Source organism: Methylobacterium aerolatum (assembly GCF_022179085.1).
Lineage (GTDB): Bacteria > Pseudomonadota > Alphaproteobacteria > Rhizobiales > Beijerinckiaceae > Methylobacterium > Methylobacterium aerolatum.
Map to the genome: position 1 here is coordinate 36,886 of NZ_BPQE01000020.1, position 20,154 is coordinate 57,039.

Consider the following 20,154-nt stretch of genomic DNA (forward strand, 5'->3'; position numbering starts at 1 on the left):
TCGAGGCTTGAGATGAGCGGTACCGCCAGCACCTACGTCCCCAAGGGACGCGTCGCGAAATGGTTCGAGGCCCGGCTGCCCATCGTCGGTCTCGTCCATTCGTCGTTCATTGCGTATCCGGTGCCCCGGAACCTGAACTACTTCTGGACCTTCGGCGCGATCCTCGCGGCCTTCCTCGGCATCCAGATCATCACCGGCGTGTGGCTGGCGATGCATTACGAGCCGTCCGCCACGGGGGCCTTCACCTCCGTCGAGAAGATCATGCGCGACGTCAACTACGGCTGGCTGTTGCGCTACGCCCATGCCAACGGCGCCTCGATGTTCTTCGTGGCGGTCTACGTCCACATGTTCCGCGCGCTCTACTATGGGTCATACAAGGCGCCCCGTGAGGTGCTCTATATCCTCGGCGTCGTGATCTACCTGCTGATGATGGCCACCGCCTTCCTCGGATATACGCTGCCGTGGGGCCAGATGAGCTTCTGGGGCGCCACAGTCATCACCAACATCCTGGCGGCGATCCCGGTGGTGGGCGACACCATCCAGAGCCTCCTCTGGGGCGGTTACTCCGTGGGTAACCCGACCGTTAATCGCTTCTTCTCGCTGCATTATCTCCTTCCGTGGATGATCGCCGGCGTCGTCGTCCTCCACGTCTGGGCGCTGCACGTCACCGGCCAGAACAACCCGACCGGCATCCCGGTGAAGTCGGGCAAGGACGTGGTTCCCTTCACGCCCTATGCCACGATCAAGGACGCCTTCGCCGTCGTGGTGTTCATGATCCTGTTCGCGTGGTTCCTGTTCTTCATGCCGAACTACCTCGGCCACGCGGACAACTACATCCAGGCGAACCCGGCGGTGACGCCCGCGCACATCGTGCCGGAATGGTACTTCCTGCCCTTCTACGCGATCCTTCGCGCGGTCCCGAGCAAGCTCGGCGGCGTCATCCTGATGTTCTCGGCGGTGATCATCCTGGCCTTCGCGCCGTGGCTCGACACGTCGCGCATCCGCTCGTGCAACTACCGGCCGATCTACCGGCAGTTCATGTGGGTGTTCCTCGGCGTGGTCCTGCTGCTGGGCTGGCTCGGCTCGCAGCCGCCGGAGGGTGGCTACGTCATCGCCTCGCAGGTCTGCACGGCCTACTACTTCGCGCACTTCCTGCTGGTGATGCCGCTCTGCGGCCTGTTCGAGACGCCGAGCCCGCTGCCGGGATCGATCCTCGAGAGCGTGACGGGTCCGGGCAAGCAAGTGCAGGGTGGGCCGGGCATGCCGGCGGGTGCCGCCGCCGCACCACCGACCAAGGGCTGAGGGACGACGGATTGTGATGACCATGACCCGCCTGTCTACGACCCGCCTGACCTCGGCGGCCCTCGCGGCCGCCCTGGCGTCCATCCTCCTCGGCGCCCCCGCGCGGGCTGAGGACGCCCACGGCGGCCCGGTGCCGCCGCGGGTGAGTTGGAGCTTCGCCGGCATGTTCGGCCGCTTCGACACCGCGCAGCTGCAGCGGGGCTTCCAAGTCTACAAGGAGGTCTGCGCCAGCTGCCACTCGATGAAGCTCGTCTCCTTCCGCAACCTCGCGCAGGACGGCGGGCCCGATTTCTCCGCGGCTCAGGTGAAGGCACTCGCCGCGACCTATCAGGTCAAGGACGGCCCGAACGACGCGGGCGAGATGTTCGAGCGGCCGGGCCGCCCGGCCGATTCCTTCCCGCCGCCCTTCCCGAACGATCAGGCCGCCGCGGCGGCCAATGGCGGCAAGGCGCCGCCGGACTTCTCGGTGATCGCCAAGGCGCGGACTTTCTCGCGCGGCAACCTCACCTTCCTCTACGATTGGCTGCCCTTCGTCGGCTACTCGGAGCAGGGCCCGGACTACATCCACGGCCTCCTCAACGGGTACGAGGACCCGCCGAAGGGGTTCCAGATGCCGGAGAGCGGTTACTACAACAAGTATTACCCCGGCCACGTCATCGCGATGCCGCCGCCGATCTCGGACGGGCAGGTGACCTACGCGAAGGACGACAAGGGCAACCCCGTCGCTCCTGAGACGAAGGATCAGTACGCCAAGGACGTTTCGGCCTTCCTGATGTGGGCCGCCGAGCCGCACATGATGGACCGCAAGGCCCTCGGATTCCGGGTGATCCTCTTCCTCATCGTCCTATCCGGCCTTCTCTACTACGTGAAGAAGAAGATCTGGGCGCAGGCCGGCGGCGAGGTCCACGGGCTTCAGCCGGAACTGCACAAGGCGTGGTGAGAGCCACCCGAGCGTGAACGTGTCGTGGGCCTCCCCCTCCGGGGAGGCCCATCTTTTTTGGGCGCCGGGGGCATGCTACCGCGGCCGGAGCGAGGCGCGGGACTATCGGCATGACGGCAGCGGTCTTGGGAGTGATCGGGGGATCGGGGGTCTACGACCTGCCGGGCCTTGAGGATCTGCGCGAGGAGCGCGTCGCGTCCCCCTGGGGCGAGCCGTCCGACGCCCTGCGGATCGGCCGGATCGGCGACACCAAGGTCGTCTTCCTCGCCCGCCACGGCCGGGGCCACCGCCTGTCGCCCTCGGGCATCGACTACCGCGCCAACATCGACGCGATGAAGCGGGCGGGCGTCACCGACATCGTGTCCCTCTCGGCCTGCGGCTCCTTCCGCGAGGAATTGCCGCCCGGCCTGTTCGTGCTGGTCGATCAGTTCGTGGATCGCACCCACGGGCGCGCCTCCTCCTTCTTCGGCAACGGCTGCGTCGCCCACGTCTCCCTCGCCCATCCGGTCGGACCGGCCCTGCAGGACCGCATCGCCGCCGCCGCCAAGGCGGAGGGCGTCACCGTCCATCGCGGCGGCACCTATGTCTGCATGGAGGGGCCGCAATTCTCCTCGCTCGCCGAATCCCGGGCCTACAAGGCGCAGGGGTTCGACGTGATCGGCATGACCAACATGCCCGAGGCGAAGCTCGCCCGTGAGGCGGAGATCACCTACGCCACCATCGCCATGGTGACGGATTTCGATTGCTGGCACCCGGGCCACGACGCCGTGGACGTGGCCGCTGTGGTCGCCGTCGCCCGCGCCAACGCCGACAAGGCGGCGCGTGTCGTGGCGCGCCTCGCCCGCGACTTCCCGGCCGAGCGTCAGCCCTGTCCGGTCGGCTCCCACACGGCGCTCGACGGCGCGATCATGACGGCGCCGTCCGTGCGCGATCCCGCGTTGCTCGCCAAGCTCGACGCCGTGGCGGGGCGAGTGCTCGGCGTGTAGGCCCCTTCCCGTGGGGCGAGTTCCTTCCCACGGCCCCGTCATCTAGAAGCAGTCGGCGGCCCCCGGCCGCGATCACCTCCGTACGGACACCATGCGCAGCGCGAGTATCAGCCGGAAGACCGCCGAGACGGACGTCGCGGTCAGCGTCGCCCTCGACGGCACCGGGACATCGACCATCGCCACCGGCATCGGCTTCCTCGACCACATGCTGGACCTGCTCGCCCGGCACGCCTTGTTCGACCTCGACGTGAAGGTCGATGGCGACCTGCACGTCGATCAGCACCATTCCGCCGAGGATTGCGGCATCGCGCTGGGTCAGGCCTTCGCCAAGGCGCTGGGCGACAAGAAGGGCGTGAACCGCTACGCCGACATCCACCTGCCGATGGACGAGGCCCTGACGCGGGTCTGCGTCGACATCTCGGGTCGCCCGTTCCTCGTGTTCCGCACGCAGTTCAAGGTCGAGAAGATCGGTACCTTCGACACCGAGCTGGTGCGGGAGTGGTTCCAGGCCTTCGCCATGAATGCCGGGATTACCCTGCACGTCGAGACGTTCTACGGCGACAACGCGCACCACATCGCGGAATCCTGCTTCAAGGGGCTGGCCCGCGCCTTGCGGCACGCGGTGACGGTCGATCCGCGCGAGGGCGGCCGGGTGCCGTCCACCAAGGGAACGCTGTAGGGGCCCGACCTGATGGCGATGCGCAGCTACACGCTCCACCTGCCGGCCGAGGCGCGGCCCGGCGAACCGGATGCCCTCGACAAGGCGGTCCTGGTGCCGGACGGCTTCTCCCGCCCGGCCTTCGCCTTCTCGGTGCTGTGGTTCCTCTACCACCGCCTCTGGCTCGCGGCCCTGGTCGTCGGACTGGGCCTCGCGGCGCTCGCCGGGGCGGGCTTCGCCCTCGGCCTGTCGCGCTCGGCGGGGACGCTCGTCACCCTGCTGGCCTCTGTCCTGATCGGCCTGGAGGCGTCGAGCCTGCGCCGCTGGACGCTGGCCCGGCGGGGTCGCCCGGCGCGGGACGTAATCGTCGCCCGCGACGAGGCGGAGGCCGAGGCCCGGCTCATCGCCCGCTGGCTCGATCCGGCCACGGCGGCGGTGCCGCCGCGCCCGCCGTTCCCGGGCGGACCCGTCCGGCGGCCCGAGCCGGTGATCGGCCTGTTCCCGGCGCGCGAAGGCGCACGGTGACGGCGGAGCCACGGCCATGAGCGGACAGACCGTCGCCATCATCGATTACGGCTCGGGCAACCTCCATTCGGCGGTGAAGGCCTTCGAGCGCGCGGCCCGCGAGGCCGGCCTCGAAGGCACCCGGATCGCGCTCACCGCCGACCCCGCGATCGTGGCCGCGGCGGACCGGATCGTCCTGCCCGGCGTCGGCGCCTACGCGGATTGCCGCTCTGGGCTCGATGCCGTGCCGGGCATGGTCGAGGCCATGGCGGGCGCGGTCTCCGGGAAGGGCCGCCCCTTCCTCGGCATCTGCGTGGGCATGCAACTGCTCGCCAGCCGCGGCCTCGAATATGCCGAGACCCCCGGCCTCGGCTGGATCCCCGGCGATGTCGGACCGATCCGCCCCTCCGATCCGGCCCTCAAGGTCCCGCATATGGGGTGGAACACCCTGCACCTCGCCCGGCCCCATGCACTGTTCGAGGGCATTCCGACTGGGGAGGGCGGGTTGCACGCCTATTTCGTGCACAGCTTCGCCCTCACTCCGGCGCGGCCCGATGACACCGTGGCGGTGGCCGAGTATGGCGGCCCGGTGACGGCGGCGGTCGCGCGGGACAACGTCGCCGGCACGCAGTTCCACCCCGAGAAGAGCCAGCACCTCGGCCTCGCCCTCATCGCCAACTTCCTCCGCTGGCGCCCCTGAGCGGTGCCGGCGGTGCCAACACGAAAGACGGTTCGGTGATCCTTTACCCCGCGATCGACCTGAAGGGCGGCCGGTGCGTGCGCCTCGTCCAGGGGGACATGGACCGGGCGACGGTGTTCGGCGACGACCCGGCGGGGCAGGCGGCGGTCTTCGCCGCTCAGGGATTCTCGTGGCTTCACGTGGTCGATCTCGACGGCGCCTTCGCTGGCGCGCCGCGCAACGCCGAGGCTGTCGATTCCATCCTCGCGAGCGTCGACATCCCCGTGCAACTCGGCGGCGGCATCCGGGACATGAAGACCCTTGAGGGCTGGATCGCCAAGGGCGTCGCCCGCGTCATCATCGGCACGGCGGCGGTGCGCGATCCGGGCTTCGTCCGGGAGGCCGCCCGGCTCCATCCCGGCAAGGTCGCGGTGGGCATCGACGCCAAGGACGGCCGGGTCGCCGTCGAGGGCTGGGCGCAGACCTCCAGCATGACCGCCGAGGAGCTGGGGCGCCGCTTCGAGGATGCCGGCGTCGCGGCGATCATCTACACCGATATCGCCCGGGACGGCATCCTGAAGGGGCTCAACGTCGAGATGACGCTGGCGCTCGCCGAAGCGGTGAAGGTGCCCGTCATCGCCTCCGGCGGCCTCGCCTCCATCGCCGACGTGCACCGCCTGCTGGAGCCCGATTGCGCCCTGATCGCCGGGGCCATCACCGGCCGCGCGCTCTACGACGGGCGGATCGACCCCGTGGCGGCGCTGGCGGCCATTGCGGCGGCGCGGGCCGCCTCGTCGTGATAGGATCGCGGCGATGGACGCTTCCCGGGAGGGCGCGATGGGTGTCGCCAAGGCCGTGAACCGCCCCGATTCGCCGCCGACGGCGTACGGGGACGACTTCTACACTTGGACCCAGGAGCAGGGCGCGCGCCTGCGGGCGGGGAACCTCGACGGCCTCGACCTGGAGAACCTCGCCGAGGAGATCGAGAGCTTGGGCAAGAGCCAGTTCGCCAGTCTGGTGAGCGCGCTGCGGATCGTGCTGCTCCACATGCTGAAGTTCGATCATCAGCCGGAGCGGCGGAGCCGGAGCTGGATCGTCTCCATCGCGACCCACCGCGATCACGCGGCCGAAGAGTTGGAGGAAAGTCCGGGACTGAAGAATCGTTTGAACGAGGCTATCGGCAAGGCCTACCGCCGCGCACGACTTGAGGCCTACGGCGAGACCGGGCTTCCGCTGGATGCTTTTCCCGAGGTTTGCCCCTACAGCTTGCACGAGATCATGAACCGGCCGTTCGCGACCGACCCCGACGTCTGACCGGAGAGCGAACCCCCCGTGCTCAAGACCCGCATCATCCCCTGCCTCGACGTGAAAGACGGGCGCGTCGTGAAGGGCGTGCGCTTCGAGGGCCTGCGCGACGCCGGGGACCCGGTGGAGGCCGCCAAGGCCTACGATGCCGCCGGGGCGGACGAACTCTGCTTCCTCGACATCACCGCCAGCCGCGAGGCCCGCGGCACGCTGCTCGACGTGGTGAGCCGGACGGCCGAGGCCTGCTTCATGCCCCTCACCGTGGGCGGTGGCGTCCGCGCGGTGGAGGATGTGCGGGCGCTGCTGCTGGCGGGAGCCGACAAGGTCGCGATCAACACATCGGCCGTGAAGGACCCGGATCTCGTCGCCCGCGCGGCGGAGAAGTTCGGCGCGCAGTGCATCGTGGTGGCGATCGACGCGAAGCGGGTCTCGGCACAGGGCGAGCCCGCGCGGTGGGAGATCTTCACCCATGGAGGCCGCGATCCGACCGGCATCGACGCCATCGCCTTCGCCCGCCTCGTGGCCGGGAAGGGCGCGGGCGAACTCCTCGTCACCTCCATGGACCGCGACGGGACGCGCTCGGGCTACGACCTCGCCCTCACGCGGGCCATCTCCGATTCGGTCAGCGTGCCCGTGATCGCTTCGGGCGGCGTCGGCGGGCTCGACGACCTCGTGGCCGGCGTGGCCGAGGGCGGAGCGAGCGCCGTGCTCGCCGCCTCGATCTTCCATTTCGGCCAAGCCACTGTCGGCGAGGCCAAGGCGCACATGGCCGCCGCCGGCCTCGCCATGCGCCTCGACGCCCTCGCGGAGCCGCGCCCGTGACCGACCTCCTCCTCGCCGACGCGACGCTCCTCGACCCCGCCAGGGGCACCCGCCGGCCCGGCGCCGTCCTCGTCCGCGATGGGCGGATCGCCGACATCGCCGAGGGTGCGGCGCCGGGGGTACCCGGCGGCGCGAAGCGGATCGACTGCGCCGGCCGGATCCTCGCGCCCGGCCTGATCGACATGCGGGCCTTCGTCGGCGAGCCCGGCGCCGAGCACCGGGAGACCCTGGCCTCCGCCAGCGCGGCGGCGGCGGCGGGCGGCGTCACCACCCTCGTCTGCATGCCCGACACGAACCCCGTCATGGACGGGCCGGCCATCGTCGATTTCGTGCTGCGCCGGGCGCGGGATACGGCCTGCGTCACCGTCCTCCCGGCGGCGGCGATCACCAAGGGCCTCGCCGGGCGCGAGATGACCGAATTCGGCCTGTTGCAGGAGGCCGGCGCCGTCGCCTTCACCGACGGGCTGCGGGCCGTGACCGATGCGCAGGTCATGCGCCGGGCGCTGACCTATGCCCGGGATTTCGGCGCCCTGCTGATGCAGCACGTGGAGGAGCCGAGCCTCGCCGCCGAGGGCGTGATGAACGAGGGCGAACTCGCCTCGCGCCTCGGCTTGATGGGCGTGCCCCGCGAGGCCGAGACGCTGATGCTGGAGCGGGATATCCGTCTCGCCCGGCTCACCGGAGCGCGCTACCACGCGGCGATGATCTCCTGCGCCGATTCGGTGGAAATCGTGCGGAGGGCGAAGCAGGACGGGCTTCCCGTCTCGTGCGGCGTCTCGGTGAACAACCTCGTTCTGAACGAGAACGACATCGGCCACTATCGCACCTTCTGCCGCCTCTCGCCGCCCCTGCGCGACGAGGCCGACCGGCAGGCGGTGGTGGCGGCCCTCGCGGAGGGCGTGATCGACGTGGTGGTCTCCGATCACAATCCGCAGGACGCGGACACCAAGCGCCTTCCCTTCGCCGAGGCCGCGAACGGAGCGCTGGGCATCGAGACCCTGCTCGGGGCGGCGATGCGCCTCGTCCACACGGGCGACCTGACGCTGGAGCGGCTCCTCGCTGCGCTGACCATCGGCCCGGCCCGGTTGCTCGGCCAGCCCTCGGGCCGCCTCGCGGCGGGCGCTCCCGCCGACCTCGTGCTGATCGACCCGGACCTGCCCTACGTCCTCGACAAGCGGCATCTGAAGTCGCGCTCGAAGAACTCGCCCTTCGACGAGGCCCGTCTCCAGGGCGCGGCGGTGCTGACCCTCGCAGGCGGCCGCATCGTCCACGCGGTCGACGACCTCGCGGCGGCGGCATGAGCCTGCGCACTCACCGGGGAAGGGCGCGGCGCGACGCGACGACGGCGCGCACGCGTGCCGCAAGGATTTCCTGGACCTGACATGCTCCCCTCCGACCTCGCCACCCTGCCAACCCTCGCCGGCCTCGGCCTCGGCTACGCCCTCGGCGCGATCCCCTTCGGCCTGATCTTCACGCGGATCGCCGGGCTCGGCGACGTGCGGGCGATCGGCTCGGGCAATATCGGCGCGACGAACGTGCTGCGCACCGGCCGGAAGGGGCTGGCCTTCGCCACCCTCCTCGGCGACGCCCTCAAGGGTACCGCCGCCGTGCTCATCGCGGCGCAACTCGGGGAAGGTCCGGCCCTGGCCGCCGGCCTCGGCGCCTTCCTCGGGCATCTCTTCCCGGTCTGGCTCGGGTTCAAGGGCGGCAAGGGCGTGGCCACACTGATCGGCCTGCTCCTCGCCTTCAGCCCGCTGGCGCTACTGGCCTTCGCCGTGGTGTGGCTCGGCCTCGCCTTCGCCTTCAAGTACTCGTCGCTCTCCGCCCTGGCGGCCTCGGCGGTCACGCCGGTCGTGCTCTGGTATCTCGGCCTGCCCGCCGCCGCCCTGCTGTTCGTGATCCTCGGCCTGCTGCTGTGGTGGAAGCACACCCCCAACATCCAACGCCTCGCGGCCGGCACCGAGGGGCGGATCGGCCAGAAGGGCTGAGAGGACGATGGACCTCTCCGACAGTCAGCGGATCGAGTGGCTGCGTCTGATCCGCACCGAGGGCATCGGTCCGCGCACCTTCCGGCAACTCATCAATCGCTTCGGCGGCGCGGCGGCGGCCCTGGAGGCACTGCCCGAACTCACCCGGCGCAAAGGGCGGGCGATCATCCCGCCGACGAAGGCGCAGGCCGAGGATGAGATCGCGGCCCTGGCCCGCCTCGGCGGACGCCTGATCGCCACGGGCGACGCGGCCTATCCCACGCTGCTGCGCCACATCGATGCGGCCCCACCGCTCATCGCCCTGCGGGGCGATGCCGCCGTGCTCGCCCGGCCGGCCGTGGCCCTCGTGGGCTCCCGAAACGCCTCGGCGGCGGGCGGCGCCTTCACCGAGAAACTGGCGCGGGGGCTGGGCGAGGCCGGCCTCGTGATCGTTTCCGGGCTCGCGCGGGGCATCGACGCCCGGGCGCACAAGGCGAGCCTCGCCACGGGGACGGTCGCCGTGATGGCTGGCGGGCAGGACCGGATCTATCCCGCCAACCACAAGGCCCTCGCGGACGAGATCGTCGGGGCGGGCGGCGCGGTGCTCGCCGAGATGCCGATGGGATGGGAGCCGCGCGGCAGGGATTTTCCCCGCCGCAACCGGATCATCTCCGGCATCGGCTACGGCAGCGTCGTGGTCGAGGCCGCCCGGCGCTCGGGCTCCCTCATCACCGCACGCTTCGCCCTGGAACAGAACCGCGAAGTTTTCGCGGTGCCCGGCTCGCCCCTCGATCCGCGCGCCGAGGGCACCAACGACCTGATCCGCCAGGGCGCGACGCTCGTGGCCGACGCGGCACACGTCCTCGATGTCCTCGGTCCGATCATCGAGCGAGGCCCGGATGCCGAGGCCGCGCCCGCCCGGCTCAAGCCCGATCTGGCCGATGAGGTGGCGGATGTCGGCGGCGATTATTGGGAGGAACTCGACCTCGACGGAGACGCTCCGCTCCCGGCACCGCCCGAGGCGCCGGTCGCGCAGCCTGCCGTTCTCGACGAGCGCAGCCGGATCCTCGCCTTGCTCGGCCCCGGCCCGGTGGCGACGGACGAGTTGGCCCGCGGCGCCGAGATCGGCGTGCGGACGGTGCAGACGATCCTGCTCGAACTCGAACTCGACGGGCGGATCGAGCGCCAGGGCAGCGGGATGGTGGCTCTGGTCCGGCGGTGATGGCGTTGGCGCACGGAAAACCCCTCGCTTCCGTGAGGAAGGAGGGGTCCGCGCCAGCTCAGACGGCGCCGCTCAGGCGACGGTCAGGCCGACATCGACGTTGCCGCGGGTGGCGTTGGAGTAGGGGCACACCTTGTGGGCCTCCTGCACCAGGCGCTCCGCATCCGCCTTGTCGAGGCCCGGCAGGCTGACCGTGAGGTCGGTGGTGATGCCGAAGCCGCCCTCGGAGCGCGGGCCGATGCCGACCTTGGCGGTCACGGTGGTGTCGTTCGGGACCTTCAGCGAGAGCTGCGGCGCGACGAACTTCATGGCGCCGAGGAAGCAGGCGGAATAGCCGGCCGCGAAGAGCTGCTCGGGATTGTTGCCCTCGCCCCCCGCGCCGCCCAACTCCTTGGGGGTCGAAAGCTTCACGGACAGGGCGCCGTCCTCGGTCTTGGCGGACCCGTCGCGACCGCCGGTGGCGGTGGCGGAGGTGCGATACTTCACGTCAACGGACATCGATCACTCCGGAGAAGTTGCGGGGGGCTTCCGATAGCCCCCTTCGTAGAATCGGACTTACAACACGCCGGGGCTGGAGAGGTTCGGAAAGCCCCATGAACAGCGGACGTCGCTGTCATAACGGCAATATAGATTGTGCGCAATGTAAATTCCGCAGTGCTCTTATGCAGGGCCTCATCGGGGGCGACCCGTGGCATCCCGCCTCCCGGCGCAGCGACCCGGTGTGACCAAATCTGCCGGGTCGGATTTTGCCCTTGCGCGCCGGAAATTCGCCGGTAGTGTCAAGCTATGTTGACACTGGCGGCGCAACCGCAGGCGAGGGAGGCGAGCGATCCACGGCCCCATGCCGTGGTGATCGGGTCCGGCTTCGGCGGTCTGGCGGCGGCGGTCAGGCTCGGAGCCCGCGGCTACCGGGTGACGGTGCTGGAGCGGCTGGAGCAGCCGGGCGGGCGCGCCCGCGTCCACCGCCGGGACGGCTTCACCTTCGATGCGGGGCCGACCATCGTCACCGCGCCCTTCCTCTTCGAGGAGTTGTGGCAACTCGCCGGGAAGCAGCTGTCGGACGACGTGACCCTCGTGCCGATGGATCCGTTCTACCGCATCCGCTTCGCCGACGGCTCCACCTTCGATTACACCGGCGATCCCGAGCGGATGCGCGCCGAGGTCGCCCGGTTCTCGCCCGGCGACGTCGCGGGCTACGAGCGCTTCATGGCCCACGCCCGCGCCGTCTGCGCGCTGGGCTTCGAGCGCCTGGGCGACGTGCCCTTCGGCTCGATCGGCGCCATGGTGAAGATCGCCCCCGATCTCCTGCGCCTGTCGGGGCACCGGAGCGTGCATTCGGTCGTCTCGCGCTTCATCCGCGACGAGAAGCTGCGCACCGTGTTCAGCTTCCACCCCCTGCTGATCGGCGGAAACCCCTTTCGCGCCAGCGGCGTCTATTGCCTGATCGCCGACCTCGAACGGCGCTGGGGCGTGCATTTCGCCATGGGCGGCACCGGCCGCTTGGTGGACGGTCTCGTCCGGTTGATCCGGGGGCAGGGCGGACGGGTGCGGCTCGGCGCCGAGGTTGCGCGGATCCGCGTCGAGGGCGGCGCGGCGACGGGCGTCACCCTCGCCAGCGGCGAGACGATTCCCGCCGACATCGTGGTCTCCAACGCCGATTCGGCGTTGACCCAGGCGCAGCTCCTGCCGGAATCCCGGCGGTGGAGCCCAGGCCGCCTGCGCCGGGCGCGCTCCTCCATGGGGCTGTTCGTCTGGTATTTCGGGACCAAGCGGCGCTTCCCGGATGTGGCCCACCACACCATCCTGCTGGGGCCGCGCTACCGCGAATTGCTCGCGGACATCTTCGACCGCAAGGTCCTTGCGGAGGATGCGAGCCTCTACCTTCACCGCCCGACGGCGACGGACGACAGCCTCGCCCCTCCGGGGCAGGATTGCTTCTACGTGCTGGCTCCCGTCCCGAACCTCGCGGGCGGGCAGGATTGGGCGACGCTCGCCGAGCCCTACCGGCTCCGGATCCAGGCCATGCTGGAGGACAGTGTGATGCCCGGCCTCGGCGCGGAGATCGCCACGAGCTTCGTGACCACGCCGCAGGACTTCCAGGACGACTTCCTGAGCTATCGCGGCTCCGGCTTCGGCCTGGAGCCGATCCTGACGCAATCGGCGTGGTTCCGGCCGCACAACCGGTCGGCCATCGCCAACCTGTACCTCGTCGGCGCCGGCACCCATCCCGGGGCCGGCCTGCCGGGCGTGCTGTCCTCCGCCAAGGTTCTCGATCGCGTGGTGCCGGATGCCCGTGTCACGGCCTGAAAACCTCCGTCCCGGCGATCACGCCGCCTGCCGCTCGGCGATCCGTGCGGGCTCGAAGAGCTTCCACGCCGCCGGGCTTCTGCTGCCCCGGGCGGTGCGCGAGCCCGCCCACGGGCTCTACGCCTTCTGCCGCCTCGCGGACGACCTCGTGGACGAGACCCACGACGCCGCCGGCCGCGTGGCCGCCGTGGCCCGGTTGCGGGAGCGGATCCGCCGGGCCTACGACGGCCATCCGGTGGACGCCGCCGCCGACCGCGCCTTCGCCGAGATCGTCACCGTCCATGCCATCCCCGAGACGCTGCCCCTTGCCCTGGTCGAGGGGCTCGAATGGGACGCGCAAGGACGGTTCTACCGGGATGTCGGCGAGTTGCAGGCCTATGCCGCCCGCGTGGCCGGCACGGTCGGGGCGATGATGACCCTCGTCATGGGCGTGCGCGAACCCGAGGCGCTCGCCCGCGCCTGCGACCTCGGCGCCGCGATGCAGTTCACCAACATCGCCCGCGATGTCGGGGAGGATGCCCGGATGGGCCGCCTCTACCTGCCCCTCGAATGGTTGGCCGAGGCCGGCATCGATCCCGACGCCTTCCTAGCGGACCCGCAACCGAGCCCCGCCCTGGCAGGCGTCGTCGCTCGCCTGCTGGAGGAGGCCGACCGGCTCTATTGGCGGGCCGAAGCCGGCATCGCGGCGCTCCCCGCCCGCTGCCGCCCGGCGATCCGCGCGGCCTCGCGGATCTACGCCGCCATCGGGCGCGAGGTCGCCCGCAACGGCTACGATTCCGTCACCCGCCGGGCGCGGGTCGGCGGGGGCGCCAAGCTGGCGCTGGCCGGTCTGTCGGCCTTCCCGAGCTACACCTTCGGCCGCCTCGGCGCGCCGCCGCTGCCGGAGACCGCTTTCCTCGTGGCGGCGGTGACGGCCCTGCCGGTGGCGAGGCCGGAGCGGGGGCTGCCCTCTTGGTGGGACCTGCGCGGCCGGGTGCTCCACGTCCTCGATCTCATCGAGCGACTGCGCGAACGGGAAAGCTTCGCCCGCGCCGCGCAATCGGAGATCGCCGGGTAACCGCCCGTCCTCGTTCCCTCGCCGTCTTAACGAGCGCAGCGAAGTAATCCGGGATAGGCCACGGTCGGAAACGGCCCGCTGCCCTGGATCGCTTCGCTGTGCTCGCAATGACGCGAGGCGTATCGAGGAGCGCGCCTACTGGAGCCGCGCGGTATAGGTCTCGCCTGCCTGCGCCTTTAGCGCCGCGCCGGCTTCCCGGCCGATCCGTTCCGCATCGGCGATGGGGCCTTCACCCGAGGCCGCCCAGTGGCGGCTGCCGTCGGGGAGGAACAGCAGGCCGTCGAGGCGCAGGCGGTCTCCGTCGATCCGCGCCAGCGCCGCGATGGGCGTGCGGCAGGACCCGTCGAGTTCCGCCAGCAGCGCCCGCTCGGCCGAGATGGCGGTCGTCGTCGTCGCGCAGGCGATGGGGGCGAGCAGCGCGCGGACCTCCGAATCCCCGGCCCGGCACTCGATGCCCAGCGCCCCCTGTGCGACCGCCGGCAGCATGGTCTCCACGGGCAGGACGCTGCGGGCAATGTCTTGCAGGTTGAGGCGCTGGAGCCCGGCGAGGGCGAGGAGCGTCGCGTCGCATTCCCCCGCCTCGAGCTTGCGCATCCGCGTGTTGGCGTTGCCCCGCAGGGGCACGACCTTCAGGTCGGGCCGGTGCATCAGCACCTGCGCCGCGCGGCGCAGGGAGGAGGTGCCCACGCGGGCGCCCTCGGGCAGGGCGAGCAGGGTCTCGGCATGGGGGGAGAGGAAGGCGTCGCGCGGGTCGTCCCGCTCCAGGATGCAGGCGATGACGAGCCCCTCGGGCAGCCACGTCTCCACATCCTTCATCGAGTGGACGGCGACATCGACCTCGTTGGCGTAGAGCGCCTGTTCCAGCTCCTTCGTGAACAGACCCTTGCCACCGATCTCCGACAGCGGCCGGTCGAGGATCTTGTCGGCCACCGTGGTGACCACCACGAGTTCCGTTTCGAGGCCCGGATTGGCGGCGACGATGCGGTCGCGGACCATGCCCGTCTGAGCCAGCGCCATGGGGCTGCCGCGGGTGCCGATGCGCAGGGGCCGGTTCAGCATGGGATCGGTGCGTCGCTTCTCGGAGGCGGATCGGACGCCGCACCTTACAGGGCGGCGGGGCGGGCTGCGATGCCCAGAAGCGGCACCGGAGGGCCGCCGTCAACCGGGCGATGCCCGGCGGGCCGACGGATGGACGCGGGAATTCGATCGCGCCTCAACGACGCGGACCTCCCTCGCCGGAATATCCGCGCTACATCGATAGGATGCGCGCGCTTCTCCTCGCCCTTTCCCTCATCGGCCTGACCGCCGGGTCGGCCATGGCCGACGAGTGCGGCGACCTCGTCGAGAAGGTCGCCTCGGAGACGGGCGCCAAGGTGGACCAGCAACGCAGCGACTACGCCAGCTTCACCTCCGGCGAGGACATGACCCTCACCCTGGCCTGCAGCGCGCCGAACTTTTCTTCCGTGGGCGCCCAGTTCCGCGGCGCCAGCCCGCCGGAGCGCTACTACGCGCTCTTCGGCCGGGCCGGCCACGCGGTGACGGGCATCGACGCCACCACCATCACCGAGGCCGCCCACCGCGCCCAGGAGACTGCCACGCGGATGCGCCACAGCAACGTCGATCTCGGCGGGGCGCGGGTCACCTGCTCGGCGATGGTTTCCCCCGACAAGGGCCCCCTCACGCTCTGCGCGGTGATCGAGAACAGCAACCGGAGTTAAGTGGAGCGCGGAAGACGGCTCCCCGCCATTCCGAGCGGCGCGAAGCGATCCAGGGCAGCGGCACGGTTCCCGCCGTGACGCTGCCGGATCGCTTCGCGCGGCCTGAACGGTCGAGGCTTACAACGGGATGTTGTCGTGCTTCTTCCAGGGCTGCTCCATCTTCTTGGTGCGCAGCATCCCGAGCGCCCGGGCGATGCGACGCCGGGTCGAGTGGGGCATGATCACCTCGTCGATGTAGCCGCGCTCGGCCGCCACGAAGGGTGAGAGGAAGCGGCCCTCGTACTCGGCGGTGCGGGCGGCGATCTTGTCGGGATCGCCGAGTTCGTTGCGGAAGATGATCTCCACCGCGCCCTTGGCGCCCATCACCGCGATCTGGGCGGTGGGCCACGCGTAGTTCACGTCCGCGCCCACGTGCTTCGAGGCCATCACGTCGTAGGCGCCGCCGAAGGCCTTGCGGGTGATGATCGTCACCAGCGGCACGGTGGCCTGGGTGTAGGCGAAGAGCAGCTTGGCGCCGTGCTTGATCAGGCCGCCGTATTCCTGCGCCGTGCCCGGCAGGAAGCCCGGCACGTCGACGAAGGTCACGATCGGGATAGAGAAGGCGTCGCAGAACCGCACGAAGCGGGCGGCCTTCCGCGAGGCGTCCGAATCGAGCACGCCCGCCAGAACCAGGGGCTGGTTGGCGACGAAGCCGACGGTGCGGCCCTCGATCCGGCCGAAGCCGGTGATGATGTTGCGGGCGTAGGCCGACTGGATCTCGAAGAAGTCGCCCTCGTCCACCACCCGGCGGATCAGTTCGCCCATGTCGTAGGGCTTGTTCGGGTTGTCGGGGATCAGCGTATCGAGCGACATGTCCAGGCGGTTCACGTCGTCGAAGGATTCGATCTCCGGCACGCCCTCGATGTTGTTCGCGGGCAGGAAGTCGAGCAGGCGGCGGATTTGGAGGATGGCCTCCACGTCGTTCTCAAAGGAGCCGTCGGCGATCGAGGACTTGCTGGTATGGACCTTGGCGCCGCCGAGTTCCTCGGCGGTCACGACTTCGTTGGTCACGGTCTTCACGACGTCGGGCCCGGTCACGAACATGTAGCTCGTATCGCGGACCATGAAGATGAAGTCGGTCATCGCGGGGGAGTAGACGTCGCCGCCCGCGCAGGGTCCCATGATTACGGAGATTTGCGGGATGACGCCCGAGGCCATGACGTTGCGGCGGAACACCTCGCCGTAGCCGCCCAGCGCCGCCACGCCCTCCTGGATGCGCGCGCCGCCGGCATCGAAGATGCCGATGATCGGGGCGCGCATCTTCAGCGCCATGTCCTGCACCTTCACCATCTTCTGGGCATGCGCCTCGGAGAGCGAGCCGCCGAACACCGTGAAGTCCTTCGAGAACAGGAACACCGTGCGGCCGTTGATGGTGCCCCAGCCGGTCACGACGCCGTCGCCGGGGATCTTCTGGTTCTCCATGCCGAAATCGGTGGAGCGGTGCTGCACGAACATGTCGAACTCTTCGAACGACCCATGGTCGAGGAGGAGTTCGATGCGCTCGCGGGCGGTGAGTTTCCCGCGGTTGTGCTGCGCCTCGATGCGCTTTTCGCCGCCGCCAAGGCGCGCCTTGTCGCGGCGCTCGGCAAGCGTGTCGAGGATGTCCTTCATGGTCGTCCGCCCCTAGCCAGCCCTGCTCTCCCTGCTTCGGCCGGGTCGAGCTTGAGCGTTTCCTGTCGAAGCGGCCTTAGCACGGGCGTAAGCACCGGCAAACCGATCCGACGGGGGGTTGTGGAGGAGGGGAGTTGGTGGACGGTGCAGGGATCGAACCTGCGACCTTTCCCGTGTGAAGGGAACGCACTACCGCTGTGCTAACCGTCCGTACCCGCGGCCCGCGCTGGGCGCGGACGCGAAGCGGAAGCGGGGGGCTGAGCCGCCCGGCGACCGGATGACGGGGCTTCTAGGGCCGGCGGCCCCGCGCCGTCAAGCGGGGCGGGGCCACGAACTCGCCGAGCGGTTGACAATCGACGCCCGGCGGTGCGCTCTTGCGCCCATGAGCGAAGCGAAGGCGAGCCCGGTGCCGGAACAGGCCATCGGGGAAGCGCAGCGGCGGCTGCGCATCGCGATCACGTATTGCGTCCAGTGCAACTGGCTGCTCCGCTCGGCCTGGATGGCGCAGGAACTGCTCTCGACCTTCAAGGACGATCTCGGGGAGGTCGCCCTCATCCCCGCCACGGGCGGCGCCTTCCGCATCGAGGCCGACGGTGCGCTCCTGTGGGAGCGGGTGCGCGACGGGGGCTTCCCCGACGTGAAGGCGCTGAAACAGCGCGTCCGCGACCGGCTCGACCCGGCCCGCGATCTCGGCCATATCGACCGATGAGGATGGACCGGAACGCCCTCGGGCGCGTCGGCTGCCCGCATCCCGGAGCGTATGGCCGGTGAGTCGACGAGACGACACAGAGGAAGGCCCGCCTCCGGCATCCCCGAGCCGGTCGTGGTTCGCGCGCCGATACCGCCGCTTCGGCCGGAACGGCTTCTCGACGCAGGTCTATCTCGTCGCCCTGGTGGTGGCCCTGATCGGCCCCGGCCTTCTGTTCACGGCGATCCTGCTGATGCGCTACGCCTCCGCCGAACGCGCGCGGTTCGAGCAGGATGCCCGGGAGAACGTGCGCGGCATCAGCCTGTCCCTCGACCGGGACGTGGCCGGGCTGGTCTCCGTCCTGCAGACGCTGGCGACCTCGCCCCGCCTGCGCGACGGGGATTTCGCCGCCTTCGATGCCCAGGCCCGGCTGGTGCGCGCCTCCATCGACCTCGATGTGATGCTCCGGCGGCCCAACGGCCAGGAACTCGTCAACACCGGCGTGCCGCGCGGCGGCCCGCTGCCCGTGATCGGCCTGCCCTTCGATCAGGAACTGGCCCGGGGGCAGCTCAAGGCGCTCGTCAGCGGCTACGTTCCAGGCATGTCGAGCGAGGAGGCCACCTACGCCGTGGGCGTGCCGGTGATCGTCGAGGGCGAGGTCGCCTACATCCTCAGCTTCACCGTGCCCGTCGCCCGCCTCCAGGGCATCCTCGCCCGCGAGGTCGTCCAGGGCTGGACCACCGGCATGTCCGACCGCAACGGAATTGTGATGGCGCGGCTGCCCGATCCGAGCGCGGTGGTCGGCAAGCCGCGCCTCGCCAGCCTGCGCCAGTCGCAACTGGGCACGCCCGGCGTGTGGGAGGGGATCGACAGGCAGCGGCGGCCCGTCGTGGTGGTGGAGGCCCGCTCACGGCTGACCGGGTGGACGGTGGCGACGAGCATCCCCCAGACCATCGTGGATGCGCGGGTCCGGCGTTGGATCTGGGCCTTCTGCGGCTTCGGCCTCCTCGTCCTCGCCACCTCGTCGGTCCTGGCGGTGAGCCTGTGGGCGCGGGTCACGCGCCCCCTGCGGCTGCTCGCCGCCTCCGGCCCGGCGCTGGCACGGGGCGAGGCGATCCCGCCGGTGCCGTCGCCGGTCCACGAGATCCAGCGCCTCGGCACGGTGCTCTCCGACGCGTCGCTGCGCATCCGCACCCGCGAGGGCGAGCGCGACCGGGCCCTGGCCGAGACCAAGCGCGGCCTCTCGGCCCTGAAGGAGAGCGAGGCGCGGTTCCGGCACATGGCCGATTCCGCCCCGGCGCTGATCTGGATGACGGACGAGACCGGCGAGGTCAGCTTCGCGAATCTCCATTTCGACCATCTCTTCGGGATGCCGGCGGAGGCGCTCGCAGACGCGGGCTGGGAGCGGATCGTCCACCCGGACGACCTCGACGCCTTCCGCGCCACCTTCGACCGGGCCTTCGCCGCGCGGGGGCCGTTCCGCACCGAGACGCGGGTCATCGACCGGACGGGCGCCGTGCGCTGGCTGCGCTGCGAGGGCGTGCCGCGCCTCGACGACGACCAGCGCTTCCTCGGCTACACCGGCTGCAACGTCGACATCACCGATGCGAAGCTGGCGGAGGAGCACCTGCTCCTGCTCATCCACGAGTTGAATCATCGGGTGAAAAACACCCTGGCGACTGTGCAGTCCATCGCCGTCCAGTCCCTGCGCGGGCTCGACGGGCCCGAGGCGGAGATCGCCCGGTCCGCCTTCGAGGCGCGGCTGCTGGCCCTCGCCCGCGTCCACGACGTGCTGACCAGGGAAAGCTGGGACGGGGCGGAGCTCTCCGCCGTGGTGGCCGACGCGATCCGCCCCCTCGACGCGGCCGGCGACGCGCCCTCCCGTTTCCGGGTTGAGGGACCGCCCCTGCGGCTGTCGCCGCGGCTCGCGCTGTCCATCGCCATGGCGCTGCACGAGTTGGGGACGAACGCCGTGAAGTACGGCGCCCTCTCCAACGAGGCGGGGACCATCGTCATCGCCTGGTCGATCCGCCGCGGCGAACAGACCACCCTCAACCTCCGCTGGGAAGAGCGCGGAGGCCCCCCGGTGAAGAAGCCGACCCGCACCGGCTTCGGCTCCCGCCTGATCGAGCGCAGCTTGGCGCGCGAACTCGCGGGCGAGGTCGTCCTGTCCTACGAGCCGGGCGGGGTCGTCTGCACCATCGACGCGCCCGTGCCGCCGCCGGGCCTGCTGGAGCGCAAGACCGCCGCCGCGCCCACGCGCATCGCGCCGCTGCCGCTGGCGGGGTAGGATGTTTAGCGAAGAGGGAGTGGCGAACAGCGAATCGTTTGGGGTTCACATGCCCAGCA

General features: G+C 70.6%; 20 protein-coding genes and 1 tRNA gene. 17 read left to right on the forward strand and 4 right to left on the reverse strand.

Features of this window, described 5'->3' with window-relative positions; genetic code table 11:
- The first annotated feature begins 12 nt into the window (after positions 1–12).
- The 12 genes from MFF06_RS13615 to dprA all read left to right on the forward strand — a co-directional run bounded on the left by MFF06_RS13615 (position 13) and on the right by dprA (position 10,385).
- Positions 13–1,302, forward strand: a complete 1,290-nt coding sequence (locus tag MFF06_RS13615; protein WP_238204692.1) for a cytochrome b — start codon at positions 13–15, stop codon at positions 1,300–1,302.
- A gap of 22 nt (positions 1,303–1,324) precedes the next feature.
- Positions 1,325–2,242, forward strand: a complete 918-nt coding sequence (locus tag MFF06_RS13620; RefSeq protein ID WP_238204694.1) for a cytochrome c1 — start codon at positions 1,325–1,327, stop codon at positions 2,240–2,242.
- Between the two features lie 110 nt (positions 2,243–2,352).
- Entirely contained in the window at positions 2,353–3,228 is an 876-nt protein-coding gene (locus MFF06_RS13625) for an S-methyl-5'-thioadenosine phosphorylase (protein WP_238204695.1), read from the forward strand.
- 91 nt (positions 3,229–3,319) lie between these two features.
- Positions 3,320–3,907: an imidazoleglycerol-phosphate dehydratase HisB gene (gene hisB, locus MFF06_RS13630; RefSeq protein WP_238204697.1), complete on the forward strand. Its 588-nt coding sequence runs from the start codon at positions 3,320–3,322 to the stop codon at positions 3,905–3,907.
- An 18-nt stretch (positions 3,908–3,925) separates the two neighbouring features.
- Complete coding sequence (locus MFF06_RS13635) at positions 3,926–4,411, forward strand: DUF2628 domain-containing protein (protein ID WP_238205110.1); 486 nt, start codon at positions 3,926–3,928, stop codon at positions 4,409–4,411.
- Positions 4,412–4,427: 16 nt separating this feature from the next.
- Positions 4,428–5,090 (forward strand): imidazole glycerol phosphate synthase subunit HisH, encoded by a 663-nt coding sequence (gene hisH, locus MFF06_RS13640; protein ID WP_238204699.1) that lies wholly within the window; start codon positions 4,428–4,430, stop codon positions 5,088–5,090.
- Between the two features lie 35 nt (positions 5,091–5,125).
- Positions 5,126–5,869, forward strand: a complete 744-nt coding sequence (gene hisA, locus MFF06_RS13645; protein ID WP_238204700.1) for a 1-(5-phosphoribosyl)-5-[(5-phosphoribosylamino)methylideneamino]imidazole-4-carboxamide isomerase — start codon at positions 5,126–5,128, stop codon at positions 5,867–5,869.
- 13 nt (positions 5,870–5,882) lie between these two features.
- Entirely contained in the window at positions 5,883–6,383 is a 501-nt protein-coding gene (locus MFF06_RS13650) for a DUF29 domain-containing protein (RefSeq protein ID WP_238204701.1), read from the forward strand.
- 18 nt (positions 6,384–6,401) lie between these two features.
- Entirely contained in the window at positions 6,402–7,196 is a 795-nt protein-coding gene (gene hisF, locus MFF06_RS13655) for an imidazole glycerol phosphate synthase subunit HisF (RefSeq protein WP_238204702.1), read from the forward strand.
- Positions 7,193–8,497, forward strand: coding sequence for a dihydroorotase (locus MFF06_RS13660; RefSeq protein ID WP_238204703.1), 1,305 nt, complete (start codon positions 7,193–7,195; stop codon positions 8,495–8,497). Before hisF ends, MFF06_RS13660 begins: the two co-directional genes overlap by 4 nt.
- Positions 8,498–8,578: 81 nt before the next feature.
- Positions 8,579–9,184 carry a glycerol-3-phosphate 1-O-acyltransferase PlsY gene (gene plsY, locus MFF06_RS13665; protein ID WP_238204706.1) on the forward strand — a complete coding sequence of 202 codons (606 nt, stop codon included), beginning with the start codon at positions 8,579–8,581 and terminating at the stop codon, positions 9,182–9,184.
- A gap of 7 nt (positions 9,185–9,191) precedes the next feature.
- A complete protein-coding gene (gene dprA, locus MFF06_RS13670; protein WP_238204708.1) occupies positions 9,192–10,385 on the forward strand; it encodes a DNA-processing protein DprA in 1,194 nt (397 codons plus the stop codon).
- Positions 10,386–10,457: 72 nt separating this feature from the next.
- On the opposite strand, the gene MFF06_RS13675 is transcribed toward dprA, so the two are convergent.
- Positions 10,458–10,883 (reverse strand): organic hydroperoxide resistance protein, encoded by a 426-nt coding sequence (locus tag MFF06_RS13675; RefSeq protein WP_238204710.1) that lies wholly within the window; start codon positions 10,881–10,883, stop codon positions 10,458–10,460.
- 288 nt (positions 10,884–11,171) lie between these two features.
- Here MFF06_RS13675 and MFF06_RS13680 point away from each other — a divergent pair, with 288 nt between their 5' ends.
- Entirely contained in the window at positions 11,172–12,692 is a 1,521-nt protein-coding gene (locus tag MFF06_RS13680) for a phytoene desaturase (RefSeq protein WP_238204712.1), read from the forward strand.
- Positions 12,673–13,749: a phytoene/squalene synthase family protein gene (locus tag MFF06_RS13685; protein WP_238204714.1), complete on the forward strand. Its 1,077-nt coding sequence runs from the start codon at positions 12,673–12,675 to the stop codon at positions 13,747–13,749. The genes MFF06_RS13680 and MFF06_RS13685 overlap by 20 nt, the downstream gene beginning before the upstream one ends.
- Positions 13,750–13,884: 135 nt before the next feature.
- On the opposite strand, the gene hemC is transcribed toward MFF06_RS13685, so the two are convergent.
- Complete coding sequence (gene hemC, locus MFF06_RS13690; RefSeq protein WP_238204716.1) at positions 13,885–14,808, reverse strand: hydroxymethylbilane synthase; 924 nt, start codon at positions 14,806–14,808, stop codon at positions 13,885–13,887.
- 203 nt (positions 14,809–15,011) lie between these two features.
- Here hemC and MFF06_RS13695 point away from each other — a divergent pair, with 203 nt between their 5' ends.
- Positions 15,012–15,467: an ABC transporter ATPase gene (locus MFF06_RS13695; RefSeq protein WP_238204718.1), complete on the forward strand. Its 456-nt coding sequence runs from the start codon at positions 15,012–15,014 to the stop codon at positions 15,465–15,467.
- Between the two features lie 117 nt (positions 15,468–15,584).
- On the opposite strand, the gene MFF06_RS13700 is transcribed toward MFF06_RS13695, so the two are convergent.
- Both MFF06_RS13700 and MFF06_RS13705 read right to left on the reverse strand, forming a co-directional pair.
- Positions 15,585–17,117 carry an acyl-CoA carboxylase subunit beta gene (locus MFF06_RS13700; RefSeq protein WP_238204720.1) on the reverse strand — a complete coding sequence of 511 codons (1,533 nt, stop codon included), beginning with the start codon at positions 17,115–17,117 and terminating at the stop codon, positions 15,585–15,587.
- A gap of 135 nt (positions 17,118–17,252) precedes the next feature.
- Positions 17,253–17,327 (reverse strand) — tRNA-Val (locus MFF06_RS13705).
- Positions 17,328–17,499: 172 nt separating this feature from the next.
- Between MFF06_RS13705 and MFF06_RS13710 the strand changes: the two genes are divergently transcribed.
- Together MFF06_RS13710 and MFF06_RS13715 are read left to right on the forward strand one after the other, a co-directional pair.
- Complete coding sequence (locus MFF06_RS13710) at positions 17,500–17,826, forward strand: Rdx family protein (RefSeq protein ID WP_238204722.1); 327 nt, start codon at positions 17,500–17,502, stop codon at positions 17,824–17,826.
- 58 nt (positions 17,827–17,884) lie between these two features.
- Entirely contained in the window at positions 17,885–20,095 is a 2,211-nt protein-coding gene (locus MFF06_RS13715) for a sensor histidine kinase (protein ID WP_238204723.1), read from the forward strand.
- Positions 20,096–20,154: the final 59 nt, after the last annotated feature.

Coding starts and splice junctions, on each gene's coding strand:
- MFF06_RS13615 (WP_238204692.1), top strand. CDS start 13: ATGAGCGGTACCGCCAGCACCTACGTCCCCAAGGGACGCGTCGCGAAA.
- MFF06_RS13620 (WP_238204694.1), top strand. CDS start 1,325: ATGACCCGCCTGTCTACGACCCGCCTGACCTCGGCGGCCCTCGCGGCC.
- MFF06_RS13625 (WP_238204695.1), top strand. CDS start 2,353: ATGACGGCAGCGGTCTTGGGAGTGATCGGGGGATCGGGGGTCTACGAC.
- hisB (WP_238204697.1), top strand. CDS start 3,320: ATGCGCAGCGCGAGTATCAGCCGGAAGACCGCCGAGACGGACGTCGCG.
- MFF06_RS13635 (WP_238205110.1), top strand. CDS start 3,926: ATGCGCAGCTACACGCTCCACCTGCCGGCCGAGGCGCGGCCCGGCGAA.
- hisH (WP_238204699.1), top strand. CDS start 4,428: ATGAGCGGACAGACCGTCGCCATCATCGATTACGGCTCGGGCAACCTC.
- MFF06_RS13650 (WP_238204701.1), top strand. CDS start 5,883: ATGGACGCTTCCCGGGAGGGCGCGATGGGTGTCGCCAAGGCCGTGAAC.
- plsY (WP_238204706.1), top strand. CDS start 8,579: ATGCTCCCCTCCGACCTCGCCACCCTGCCAACCCTCGCCGGCCTCGGC.
- dprA (WP_238204708.1), top strand. CDS start 9,192: ATGGACCTCTCCGACAGTCAGCGGATCGAGTGGCTGCGTCTGATCCGC.
- MFF06_RS13675 (WP_238204710.1), bottom strand. CDS start 10,883: ATGTCCGTTGACGTGAAGTATCGCACCTCCGCCACCGCCACCGGCGGT.
- MFF06_RS13680 (WP_238204712.1), top strand. CDS start 11,172: ATGTTGACACTGGCGGCGCAACCGCAGGCGAGGGAGGCGAGCGATCCA.
- MFF06_RS13685 (WP_238204714.1), top strand. CDS start 12,673: ATGCCCGTGTCACGGCCTGAAAACCTCCGTCCCGGCGATCACGCCGCC.
- hemC (WP_238204716.1), bottom strand. CDS start 14,808: ATGCTGAACCGGCCCCTGCGCATCGGCACCCGCGGCAGCCCCATGGCG.
- MFF06_RS13695 (WP_238204718.1), top strand. CDS start 15,012: ATGCGCGCGCTTCTCCTCGCCCTTTCCCTCATCGGCCTGACCGCCGGG.
- MFF06_RS13700 (WP_238204720.1), bottom strand. CDS start 17,117: ATGAAGGACATCCTCGACACGCTTGCCGAGCGCCGCGACAAGGCGCGC.
- MFF06_RS13710 (WP_238204722.1), top strand. CDS start 17,500: ATGAGCGAAGCGAAGGCGAGCCCGGTGCCGGAACAGGCCATCGGGGAA.